Origin of the sequence: Ulvibacterium sp., assembly GCF_965248315.1 — a bacterium.
Lineage (GTDB): Bacteria > Bacteroidota > Bacteroidia > Flavobacteriales > Flavobacteriaceae > Ulvibacterium.
Window position 1 is genome coordinate 1273874 of the sequence record NZ_CBDFIX010000002.1, and the last position, 12201, is coordinate 1286074.

The window sequence follows — 12201 nt, forward strand, 5'->3', positions numbered from 1 at the left end:
CTTTTATCTATTCTTTTTTCTCCGCTGCCTCCGGTGGCGGGTTTTTCCGTGTCTCCAAGGCTTGCTTGCTCAAACTGGCCAAATTAAAATTGGGATCCATGGCCAAGGCCTCGTCGATCAAGGCTAAGGCTTCATCTATATTATTCTTATCATTATTGTATTTTGTAAGGCCCTTTAAGTGGATAAAAGCTGCCTTTAAAGGAACCTCGTAGGGTTGTTGCCTTTCATAAAAAGCATATTTCATATCGTCCTTGGCATTGGCAATGCCATATTCGATATTAACACTGGCTCCGGCGATATCACCGGTTTGTATTTTTAAATCGGCCATTTCGTAGGCCAGATAAGCATTAGGGTTTCTTTTGAATAATTCTTCAAAATGTTCTAGGGCCCGTTTAGGCTGGTTAAGCGCCTTTAGGGAAATTGCCTTTACCTGTACCGCCAAGTCGGAATCGGAATCTACCTTTTCAATTCCTATGGTATTCAGGGCCTGAAGATGTTGATTGTCATTGGCATAGATATAGGCCAAGGTGTCTTTTCTGGCCTTTGAGGGAGACAGGACGTTTAAATGTGTCATGGCATTGATTACACCATCTACATCGCCCTGTAAACGCATTTCCTTATAAAATGCTTCATAGTGTTTTTGCAATTCTGTCGTGGTTTGGGCGGTAGCCATAAACCCAAGGGCAAGTGCCGATACCCATACTATCTTCTTCATCTGTTATTAAATTTTGGTGCGCAAAACTATTAAAATTATTTGTAGAATCCTGTTAATAAATTGCTTAATTCTATGGTTTTGGGCAGGATACGATATCGTGCAAATAAAAAAGGATGCACGATAGGCATCCTTTTTATGTCTTATCCATTCAAAAAATTCAGACAGGGGTAAGCATTACTTCCTTATTGGTGAACGTGCGCAATAGTCCCGCATAAAACCCGAGGCTTTTTGAATCCTTATCAACACATGAACTTAGGAAATCCTTTAGATTTTTAAAGAGCAAATTGGCATGTAGCGTTGGGAGGGATAGATTTACCTTTTTTGGGTCATAAGAGGTATCATCCATAATAATATCCATTTTCACCCGCTTTCTGTGATAGTCTATGGAGACATCCGCAGCGTTATAATACTTTTTAAGTAAGGCAATATGGAGCTTTTCAAATTTATCTGTCGTTTTTTGGTTGGCACAGCTACGGGAAATCAGGTTTTCTACTTCCGTCAAAATCATCCTTTTTAGACTTGAGTTTTCCATGGCAATCTTGTTTTAGATGTACCTAAAGTTATGCATTTCATCGATAAGTATCTAAAAATCAGCAGTGTAATTAACAAAAAGAACCTGTTTTTGTTGTGAAAAACTGCTTTTATGTGGTGTATCAATTATAGATTGAAGTGTTAAAATGATACTTTTTAACAAGAATAAGACTACTGGACATCACTTTTTTACCCTTTTGATCCGAATCTTCAGAATAATCCGGGACTGGAATTCCTCTTTTCCTTGCTTCCATGGAATAGTATTCAGCTTTAGGGGGATGATCTGGATACACGGCATTAAAAACTTCGTTCCACCACCCCTGTGTAACAATACTTTTTAGAATAGCTATACAATCGTCCAAATGAATAAGGTTTATGGGCGCTGCACCATTTACCAATCCCGTCCTTCCGGAAAGCATGGTCACCGGATGTCGATTTGGGCCAATTAAACCACCAAACCTAACTACTGTTGTATGCAGTTGATGGTCGTTTCTGAAAATATCTTCTGTAGCCAAAAGTTGCCTTCCAGATTCCGTGCTGGGATTTGGTAGGGTATCTTCCGTGACCTCCCCATCAATGTCTCCATAGACTGAAGTACTGCTTACAAAGACAATTTTTTGGATAGATGATGCCTTAACGGCATTGTATAAGCCTCGTATTTTTTTGATATAATTTTCCCGGTTTCCTCCCCTAAGTCTGGGGGGGATGTTGATGATAATGGAATCAACATCCTGTAAAAAATGAAGGACAGGCCCTTTAGGCCCTTCTTCCGAAAGCGAAATTAAAAAGGGCTGGACGCCTTCTTTTTCCAATATAGGCAACTTTTCTTCCGAGGTGGTACTACCATGAACCGTGTATCCTTCATCCACAAGGGACTTTGCCAAGGGCAGGCCTAGCCACCCGCAGCCCATAATGGCGATAGACTTACTCAAACCGGATTTTTTTTATAACCAAGATAGCGTCGTTTAATATAAAAGGCATGGGAATGTTGTCCTCCGGTCTTGTGGGAACCGTGAATTGTTCATTTTCTAATAGATCGTTTGAAGCTTCATATAAGGTTAGCTCCAACATGGTATCCTTGGGAAAGGAAAGTGTCAATTCCGTGGCATCGTTATTGGTGATATGATGGGTTGCCAGTCTGCTCCGTTTTCGATTTTTAAGATAGTGATTGGACAGGGCAATACCATTGACCGTAGCCTCGGAAATAGGAATATTATTTGTAAACACCTCCAAACGATGTACATTCCGCTGCGGTGTAATCCGGATGTCCAATACGTGTTTTTCCTCGATAATGGTGTCCCTTAGCGTTTCAATTAGTGGAGGTGAAATGTCCTTCGCTGGTGCACCGGATACATAGGTAAAACCAGAACTGTATTTGCTGTTAATCGTCTGTTGCGCCTTTTTGTCGGTAATCTCTTTATCTGCTCCCAGATACTGGGCCGTCCAATCGGACAGTTGGTTTTCATAGGTTGCCCATTGCGCGGTTCCTTTATCGGCATCCATGACGTACAAAAGGCTGGTAGGTTTCGGGCTATCCTTATCGAACCCTGAATTGAAATGCGCCGTTGTCATAAATCCAAGCGATACTACCAAACTCAGGAAAGCCAGTTGTTTTTTCTTGGGATGTGCTCCAAATAAAGGAAGCAGTAGAAAAAAGGTCAAGGTGGTCAAAATGGTAGCGCTGACCATCATTTTAAGACCTAATCCTACGGGAAACCCTTTTATAAAGGGGGAGTATATCCAAATACCCGGCAGAGCCAATAAAAAGAGTACATAGGAATTGGATTTTTTCCGGTCCAAAGTCACCAGAAGGGATGCCAATACGGCAAATACGGGAACTATAAAGAAAGCCGCTCCCTGGAGATAACGGGATACCCCCCAACAAATGATCAGCCATAGTACGATTGGGGCGATCAGCAGATTGGCCGTGTCCATTTTTTTGAACTTATGATAGACCCAGAAACAGCAGCCGATGGAAAAAAAGACAAACACCGCAATATAAGTATATCCATTATAGGTAAAACCTTGAAGGATATCCTGATAATGCGGATACATCCATTTTAAGGTGGACCAACTATAAAACCCAACGAGACCGTTTATGGCCAGAGTAAGCAGCAGGGGCAAAAAGCCCTTAACAATTTCCACTCCGTTCAGCATCTTTTTTCGAAAACCATAAATCAATAGGATTACAAAAAATAGTACGGCCAGGCCGAACATGAGCCATATCCAATCGAAGGGATAGGACACCAATCCAAAAAGAGGTATATTGAAGTAAACACAATCGTTCAGGCTCTTTAGATCGGTCAGGTCTGCATTTCCGAAATGTTTTAGCAAAGGCATAAGATAACTACCTTGATGTGCCAGGGTATTCCGATTCAGGCGTTCATAACTGTCCCTTGCCGTATGATAATCAAAGTGGTCCCCAATAAAGGCAAAGTTGAAACCTTCAATGTCACCCTTTTCACGGAAAACGGTCAGGTCCGTATCATTGGGCAACATTTTATAGATGCTATAGTACAAGGAATTGGCCATGGGAAACTTAGGATTGGCCTTTATAAATTCTTCTATCAACCTTTGGTTTCCGCGGTTGGTCTCAATAAAGACATAGCTAGGACCGCCACTGCCCCGAGCTTCAAAATTTAGGACCAAACCTACGTCTTTGGCCCATGGATGCTTGTCTACAAAGAGTTCAGCTCCGCTAAGGTCTACTTCTTCACCATCCGAAATTAAAATGATAATATCGTTTTTGGGGTTTTTATTTTCGGATAAAAAAGCCCTTACACCTTCCAGTATGGTAGCCACACCGCTTCCGGCATCGCTCGCGCCCAATGCGGAATGTAGGTCACTGTCATAGTGGGAAAGTAATAGGAGTGATTTACCGGAATTAGTACCCTTTATCCTGGCCAGGATGTTTTTGGCCTTGGAAAGGTTGTTGGCCTTTCCTATGGTATAACCCTCCTGTGTGGATGTTTCCAATCCCATTTTGCGCAATTCGGAAATCAGATATTGTCGTACCTGCTCGTGTCCTGGAAAGCCGACACCATGTGGTATTTTTGAAATCTCCTTAACGTGGGCAAGAGCCCTATCCGTTGAAAAGCTGGTTTCTGGGATATACGCGTCCTTGGTATATGAGGGTATGGATGAGGTGAAGCCCCAATAAATGGCCAAAACCAATAGGAGTAAGGTTATGGTAGAAGCGTATTTTTTCATTGAAAAAACTAAAACTTAAAAGTATAAAATTTTAAGAGGTTGCTGCATTTTGGCGGATTTTTTTAGGTAATTCGCAAAATTTAACTATATTTAAGATTAACCTGGATTGATTCAGAGCAGGTAAAAATCAGATAATTATGGGAATAAAGAGTTTTCAAGGAATACGTAGGTCTTCTAAAAAAGAGTTTGATGCCCCTATCCTAGTAACCGATTATATGTCCAAAAAATTGGTGAACTTCGCTCCGGATCAGTCTATCTTGGAGGTCATGGAGGCGTTTGCCAAACACAAAATCTCCGGGGGACCGGTGTTGGACGATAATGGATTCTTGGTCGGAATCATTTCCGAGGCCGATTGTATGAAACAGATTTCCGAAAGTCGTTATTTTAACCAACCCATATTGGATAAAAGTGTCGAAAAATATATGACCAAAGAGGTAGAGACTATTCCCCATGATATGAGCATCTTTGATGCCGCCGGGGTATTCGACAAACATAACCGCCGTAGGTTACCGGTAATGAAAGACGGAATACTCGTTGGGCAAATTAGCCGAAAGGATATTGTAATTGCCGCACTGAAACTAAGCGGGCAAAATTGGAAGTAGGGCACCCTATTCCCTTTTTACGATCATGTATTGATCATTGTCCAAAGGTAAATAGCCTAAATCATAGACAAAATAATAGGTAGTACCCTTTTTGGTGGTATATAGATTGGTAATAAAGTCAAAATCAAAACCTTTATCCAACAGTCGCGTTCTTGTAGTTCTTGTTTTGCCTTCCCTTAACGGAAAGCTGTCCAAAATCCGATAATTTTTTCGTAGACGATTGTTGATGTTTCGAACGAGGTTCTTACTATCCTTGTTGACTTTGTTATTATAGGCATTACGGCAGTAGTCCGAGCAGTATTTTTTGTCTACCCGTCCCATGATTTCCGCCCCGCATTCCAAACACTTCTTTTTCAAACTACATTCTTTTGTAATTGAATTTTATCTCTTTTTCATTTTTACCATCTTCGGAAATGACCACATAGAGATTGACTTCATCATCACTGATTTTCTCAAAGGTAAAACCGTCAAAAAATACGCGGTTCTCTTCCACCTTTACCAATCTAAAATCCACGGTCTCGTCCTTTTCCTCCCACCCTTTTAGATTACCATGAAAATGTTTAAGTTGAAGAAGTAAGGTCTCCCCGATCTGCTGTATATGGCCTACCTCATAAAAATTGACCTTTCCGTCCGACACCAGTTTAAAGACAAACATCATGGAACCACCCAAAGGAGGACTCCATATTTCCTCTGTTATACCCCCGAAGGCTTCTCCCTTCCAATAGCCTTCCATCCAAGAAACATTTTGTAAGCTGGCTTTGGGAGAAGTACCATTTTCAGGAAATGATAAGGTGTTTTGTCCAGTGCAGAACAACGTAGAAAAAAGAAGGATAATTATATAGTCTCTCATTGGAAAATGATTTAGGATTAAGGTACAAATTATCCGTTTACAAATGGAGATTATATTCTATTCCACGATTATCTCATGTTTTCGGAGTAATCCAACGACTCCTTCTTTGGAGAACTTGGCCTTCTTAAGACGATTTCTTTCGGGGTCGATGCTAAAATTACGTGCAGTTCTAAAATCAGCATTTTCCAAAACGGTAGTAGTGAAGATAGCCCCTTTTAGATCGCATTCAGCGAATTGGGCCTGGGCGAGATCTGCTTCAGTGAAATCAACTCCCTCTAATTTGCAATCCATAAACTTTTGGCTTTTAAGCTTCAATCCATAGAAAGAACTGAAATTTAAAATGCAATCTTGAAAGCTAAAGTCCATCAAAAAATCATTGCAATCCTCAAATTTGAGTCCCATCAACTTGCAATGGGAAAAGATGACCTCTTTAAAAATGGTATGGGCTATGTTGGCATTGCTTAGGTTACAATCCAAGAATTCACACTCCATGAAATTTTGGTTGTCCAAATAGCCGTTGGAAAAATCACAGCCTTCAAAAATACAGTTTTCATAATCGGCTTTAGGTAGGCGGTTTTGAGTATAATCTTTTCCCTTAAAGGTTTGGTCCGCAATAAAATCGTTCATTATAGTCTTTGCGAGGAGCAGTCCTCATTTTTTATCTTTTAATTGAGCATCTTATCGGGGCCGTCATTGTTTGGACAATATAAGGGCGGGCAACCCCAACTCAGCATAGGTTTTGTTATAATCCTCCATTTCGTCCCTGACGATGGCATCCCGCTCATTTTCGAAAATGCTCCACTCCGCCATCAAATCTTTTAAACGCTCTTGGGCACCTTGGGTAACCTTGGGCTCCGCTGTATCTACGTAGCTCTTTAAGTGCATTAATTGGGCACTGAGTTTGTTGTTAAAGTTGATGACATCCTGAAAGGTTTTTTGTTTGGGCTGGATGAGGTTCTCTTCCCAAGTATCAATGCGCTTAATAAGTGAATCCCCTTTTGTTATCAGTATATTGGCCTCTTCCCGGCCTTTCAGTAATTCGTCATACCCCTTTAATTGTAATCTTGCCGATCGCATTTGGTTAACGGATTCGTGGATGTTTTTTATGGTACTTTCAATTTGATTCAAGACGCTTTGCTGCTCTGTAAAATCCGCCAGGGTAGCTTCTACTTTTGGATTGGCAAGGATGGTCGCCACGGTCTCGGACGTCAGTGCGTCCAAGGTCAACTTTAAGGTGTATTTTCCTGGGCCTACCCTAGATCCCCCATAATTTCCATAGACAAAAACCTTGTCTATGGAAGGAAGGTTGTCTTTTCTAAAATCCCACGTAAACCGATTATATCCCTTTTTTGAAGGAAGTACCCGGGGTTTCGATGGGCCTCCGGGCCAGGATTTAAAATCTTTTGTTTTTTTGTTGGTGATAGTACGTATGATTTTTCCATTATATGATACCTCCAATTTCAAATCCAGGCTATCCGCTTCCTTATCCAAATAATAGTCGAAAGTCACGCCACTCTTTGGATTGTCTCCAAGGCCAGGAACAGACTTTTCACTGCTTTCACCGAACAGTAAATAGGTGTCCTTGGGTGTAAAGATTTTGATGGGTTGTTTTGGTCCAGTGGCGTTCTGGATAGCAGCCAGATCATCCAATATCCAGAAGGAACGCCCCGCTGTGGCGGCCACGAGATCATTATTCTGAATAATGAGATCATTAATAGGAACTACGGGAAGATTCAGTTGAAAGGATTGCCAATTCTCACCATCGTCCCAAGAGACAAAGAGTCCGGTTTCGGTGCCTGCATATAGGAGTCCCTTATGTTTGGGATCCTCACGCACCACCCGTACAAAGGTATGCTCGCCAACAATCCCATGGGTAATCTTGGTCCAGTTTTTTCCGTAGTCGGAAGTTTTAAAAATATAAGGTGCCAGATCCATCCACTTGTAACGCATTACAGTGATGTACGCCGTCGCCGGGTCATGTGGAGAAACTTCAATACTATTGATGATTCCCTCTCCCAAATCAGGTGGTGTTACATTGGCCCAGTTTAGACCTCCATCTTGGGTCAAATGCACCAGCCCATCATCACTTCCGGCCCAAAGCAATCCTTTCTCATGGGGCGATTCTACCAAGTAGGAAAGGGTATTGTAATTTTCACCACCGGCGGCCTCATTGGTGTAGGGACCACCACCGGGACCTTGCTTACCCTTATCATTTCGGGTGAGATCCGGACTTACAACTTCCCAGCTATTTCCCTGATCAATGGTCTTAAAAACTACATTTCCGGCGTGATAAATGGTATTTCTGTCGTGAGGCGAACTTATAATAGGCGCGTTCCAATTGTATCGATACCTGAAGTCCTTTGGCGCAATACTTAGCCCAAGCTCAGGATATTCCTTTATGGATTTTCCCTCACGCGACGTACGGATCCATTTCTCTATAATACCTTGATAGCACCCTCCAAAAACATGCTCCGGATTGTCCGGATCAAAAGCTAGGAAGGCACTTTCACATCCGGCTACGGAATACCAATCCTTCCAATCGATTCCTTCGTCATTGGTACGGCTGGCAATTGCGATTGCCGAGTTATCTTGCTGGCCCCCATAAACATTATAGGGAACAAGATTATCCGTAATCACGCGATAAAACTGGGCTGTAGGTTGGTTTTGTTGTGTGCTCCAGCTTTTGCCCCCATTATTGGAGACATTGGCTCCTCCGTCATTGGAATTGATCATACGCTGATTGTTATGTGGATCTATCCATAAATGATGGTTGTCGCCATGTGGGGTCGGGAGGGATGTAAAGGTCTTTCCCCCATCAATGGATTTGGTCACAGGAGCATTGAGCACGTATACCACATTTTCATTTTGTGGATCGGCCAGGATTTCCATGTAATACCATGATCGGGCAATATTGATTCGGTCCTTATTGACCTGCTTCCATTTTTTTCCGGCATCGTCGGAGCGATAGACACCACCTTTCTCATCCTCGGCCTCGATGACAGCAAAAACAAGTTCGTTATTGGCCCGTGAAACTGAGATACCCGCTTTTCCAAATGCTTCCGGGAGACCCTCATTTAGTTGTTCCCAAGTACTGCCCCCATCGGTTGATTTATAGAGTCCCGAACGCTCCCCACCGGATTCCATCGTCCAGGGAAATCTTCTGTGTTCCCACATTGCAGCGTAAAGGATCAAAGGATTAGTCATATCCATTGATAAGGAAGAAGCTCCGGTTTTGGTGCTCACAAAAAGCACTTTCTCCCAGGATAACCCTCCATCCGTAGTACGATAAATGCCACGTTCGGGAGTTTCACCGTATTGGGCACCTTGGGCCGCCACGAAAATAATATCGGCATCGGTGGGGTGAATAATAACGTCGGAAATATGCCGTGTCCCCTCCAAACCGATATGTTTCCAGGTTTTGCCGGCATCCGTGGATTTGTAGACCCCATCGCCCATGGAGGTCATGACCCCGCGAGCCGCATGTTCGCCCATACCGGCAACGACAATATTGGGATTGCTTTCGGAAACGGCCAAGGCACCCACCGTTCCTGTTTTAAGAAAGCCGTCGGAAATGTTTTTCCAAGTAATGCCATCATCCACCGTTTTCCATATACCGCCCCCGGTACCGCCCATATAGTAGGTCATAGGTTGGCCTACCACCCCGGAGCAGGCGACGCTACGGCCACCTCGAAAGGGACCTATATTGCGCCATTTAAGTCCATGGAAAAGGGAATCCTGAACAACAACTTTGGGAGGTACGGTTTTTTTGCCCCGTCTTTGTGCCTCAACCGCGGATGGTAATATAAATAGGGAAATCAATAAAAAAGAAATAATCCTCATAGTGTTTTTTAAGTTGAGATTGAAAAAGCCTTCTATTCAGAAAGGTTCTTAATTTTATAAGGTTTCAGTTCCTCAAAGAAAATGTCATCGTTCGGCACTTCAAAATCCAGTCCTTTTACATTCAGGTTATTATCGGTCTTGAACCGCACCGTACCAAAATTGAACCAAGCATGCTTTTTGTCCCACTTAATTTCCCAAACATCATAATGCCAATGATTCAGAGTGGCCGAAAGGTCCGGGGTGTATTCAAATTGCATCCGTAGTTTTCCGTTTACCTGATCGATTTTGATTTCCCCATAAATATCGGATTTGTAAATCCCTTCGTAGTTTTTTATAGGTACTGTAGGTTTGGTATTTAAAATTCGTTTCGCCTTGATATTGGCCACACGCGAATCCTCCTTTTGGTTTTTGTCAACCCTTTCCAGATATTCGGCGGACCAGTCTTTTCCTTCGATTCCTAAAAATAGGTTCAGGGCATGGTAGGTAGCGGCGTGGATGGGACTTTTCATCCCGTTGGTCAGCACCACGACACCCAAGTTTTCATCCGGAATCAAGGTTACAGCGGTAATCATCCCATCATAGCCACCAGTATGGGCAACGCGCAATCGGCCATGGTAATCGCTCAATCCCCACCCCAATCCGTAGGCACTAAAATGCCGTTCCATCTCATTTTTTTTGGTATGGTCCACGATGAAGTTATTGTGGGGCGTCCAGACCATATTCCGGGTTTGGCGCGTAAGCAGGGTATCGTTGCCAAGGATGCCGTGGTTCAAATTGAAAATCATCCATTTGGAAATGTCCTTTACACTGGAGATTATACCCCCGGTGGCCCCAATCTCCTCCCAATCCTCCCAGGCAATGGGAATATTGATATCATTTTCACGGCCATGTGGGGTGACATAGTTGCCTTTTGCCTCTAATGCCTTAGGGGAGGTAATGGTCCTATCCATTCCTAGGGGTTGGAAAATCCGTTCCTTTACATTTTGACTCCAACTTTTTCCAGTTATTTTTTTGATAAGTTCCCCGGCGGTGATGTACATAAGATTGGAATAGCCAAAACCGGCCCTAAAATCAAAAGCCTTGGGCAAATATTTGAACCTTCTAATAATTTCTTCTGAAGTGAGGGCGGATTTATACCAGATAACATCCCCGCTAAAGGTACCTAACCCGACCCTGTGACATAATAAATCTCGTACCGTAACCTCATTACTGACCCAAGGGTCGTACACCTCAAAGTAAGGCAGGTATTTTTTTACCTTATCGTTCCAATCCAATTTACCTTCCTGAACCAACATACCCAAGATGGCGGAGGTAAATGCCTTGGAGTTAGAGGCAATGGCGTACAAGGTGTTTTCATCCGGTTTTTGGGTCTTGCCCACTTCCAGAACGCCATAGTTTCCTGTAAAGACCAATTCCCCATCCTTAACGATTCCTATAGTTGCACTTGGGATCTCCCAATCCTGTACCATTTTCTGGTAATACGTATCCAGTGCCTTAACATCTATTTGCGGTGTCTGGCCCAAAGTCTGTAATAGGGCACAGAATAGGATGGGAATCCATAGAACTACTTTTTTCATTGGGATGGCTTTTGTGGATTTATTTTTTCTTGGAAGTACCGGGTTCCAAAGACATTACATAATCGTAACTTTCGTTGAGATAGTCAGCTACTTTAATTGGGTCTTTGAGGATTACTTCCGGAATCAAGATATAGCCTCGCATGACGGCGCCATAGGACTTATAGATAGTAGTGTTCAACTCGGCCATGTACTTTTCCTGGACATCTTTTGAAAAGCGGATACCGATTTCCCCGGCCTTGTTCAATAACGAAAACATATGGCCATTGGCCGAAGTATAGGGCATGGTCTTACCCTTTCGTTCAAAACGTGGACATTGGGCTATGAAGGCATCGTACAAATCCAGTCGTTGCTGCCAGGTTTCCTTGGAGATCTTGCTCATAATTTTAACGTATAGATTTGACTTTCCTTTTTCTGAAATCCCAAGTTTTGGTAAAGTTGGTGGGCCGGTTTTCTATGATATGCCGTAAAGAGCAGGATTTCTGAAATTCCTTTTTGCCTACCCTCGTTCATGAGGAATTCCATCAGTTTACGTCCTATACCCTTGCCCCGATGCACCTCATCTACCACCACATCCTCGATCCAACCCTTACGACCTGAAATTACGGAATATTCCGCCATAACCGCAACCCCCACAATTTGATTTTCCAAGGTGCAGCAGGCTATGATTACTGGATTCTTTGGGTCTAAAATGGTCTTGGGCGAAAGCGGTACCCTAACCGCATTCAACTGTTTAAAAAGCGCATGGATCCGATTTTCGGTTTCTGGATCGATATCAGCTAGTGTGAGTAGGGATAGTTCCATTGCGGTAATTTATTAAGTGGGTTATAGCTTATATAAAATTATGCATTTCTAAATAGATTCCATATATCTTTCCCA

12 protein-coding genes are annotated in these 12201 nt (G+C 42.8%); 1 reads left to right on the plus strand and 11 read right to left on the minus strand.

Going from position 1 to position 12201, the window contains the following annotated elements:
- Positions 1–7 precede the first annotated feature (7 nt).
- From ACP2AF_RS06890 to ACP2AF_RS06905, 4 genes are all read right to left on the minus strand, one after another.
- Entirely contained in the window at positions 8–715 is a 708-nt protein-coding gene (locus ACP2AF_RS06890) for a hypothetical protein (RefSeq protein WP_425235500.1), read from the minus strand.
- 157 nt (positions 716–872) lie between these two features.
- The gene (locus tag ACP2AF_RS06895; RefSeq protein WP_425235501.1) at positions 873–1247 is read right to left on the minus strand and encodes a hypothetical protein; all 375 of its coding nucleotides are present in this window, start codon (positions 1245–1247) and stop codon (positions 873–875) included.
- A 121-nt stretch (positions 1248–1368) separates the two neighbouring features.
- Entirely contained in the window at positions 1369–2178 is an 810-nt protein-coding gene (locus tag ACP2AF_RS06900) for an SDR family oxidoreductase (RefSeq protein ID WP_425235502.1), read from the minus strand.
- Positions 2171–4456, minus strand: a complete 2286-nt coding sequence (locus ACP2AF_RS06905; protein ID WP_425235503.1) for a M28 family peptidase — start codon at positions 4454–4456, stop codon at positions 2171–2173. The genes ACP2AF_RS06900 and ACP2AF_RS06905 overlap by 8 nt, the downstream gene beginning before the upstream one ends.
- Before the next feature lie 137 nt (positions 4457–4593).
- Between ACP2AF_RS06905 and ACP2AF_RS06910 the strand changes: the two genes are divergently transcribed.
- Positions 4594–5058 carry a CBS domain-containing protein gene (locus tag ACP2AF_RS06910; RefSeq protein ID WP_120709623.1) on the plus strand — a complete coding sequence of 155 codons (465 nt, stop codon included), beginning with the start codon at positions 4594–4596 and terminating at the stop codon, positions 5056–5058.
- 6 nt (positions 5059–5064) lie between these two features.
- On the opposite strand, the gene ACP2AF_RS06915 is transcribed toward ACP2AF_RS06910, so the two are convergent.
- From ACP2AF_RS06915 to ACP2AF_RS06945, 7 genes are all read right to left on the minus strand, one after another.
- Positions 5065–5415 (minus strand): hypothetical protein, encoded by a 351-nt coding sequence (locus ACP2AF_RS06915; protein ID WP_425235504.1) that lies wholly within the window; start codon positions 5413–5415, stop codon positions 5065–5067.
- Between the two features lies 1 nt (position 5416).
- On the minus strand, positions 5417–5908 hold the full coding sequence (locus ACP2AF_RS06920; RefSeq protein ID WP_425235505.1) for a DUF6265 family protein: 492 nt from the start codon (positions 5906–5908) through the stop codon (positions 5417–5419).
- 57 nt (positions 5909–5965) lie between these two features.
- The gene (locus tag ACP2AF_RS06925; RefSeq protein WP_425235506.1) at positions 5966–6535 is read right to left on the minus strand and encodes a pentapeptide repeat-containing protein; all 570 of its coding nucleotides are present in this window, start codon (positions 6533–6535) and stop codon (positions 5966–5968) included.
- A gap of 63 nt (positions 6536–6598) precedes the next feature.
- A complete protein-coding gene (locus ACP2AF_RS06930) occupies positions 6599–9748 on the minus strand; it encodes a WD40/YVTN/BNR-like repeat-containing protein (RefSeq protein ID WP_425235507.1) in 3150 nt (1049 codons plus the stop codon).
- Positions 9749–9780: 32 nt separating this feature from the next.
- Positions 9781–11325 carry a serine hydrolase gene (locus tag ACP2AF_RS06935; RefSeq protein WP_425235508.1) on the minus strand — a complete coding sequence of 515 codons (1545 nt, stop codon included), beginning with the start codon at positions 11323–11325 and terminating at the stop codon, positions 9781–9783.
- A 19-nt stretch (positions 11326–11344) separates the two neighbouring features.
- Positions 11345–11704: a hypothetical protein gene (locus tag ACP2AF_RS06940; protein ID WP_425235509.1), complete on the minus strand. Its 360-nt coding sequence runs from the start codon at positions 11702–11704 to the stop codon at positions 11345–11347.
- Complete coding sequence (locus ACP2AF_RS06945; protein ID WP_425235510.1) at positions 11701–12126, minus strand: N-acetyltransferase family protein; 426 nt, start codon at positions 12124–12126, stop codon at positions 11701–11703. Before ACP2AF_RS06945 ends, ACP2AF_RS06940 begins: the two co-directional genes overlap by 4 nt.
- Between the last annotated feature and the right edge of the window lie 75 nt (positions 12127–12201).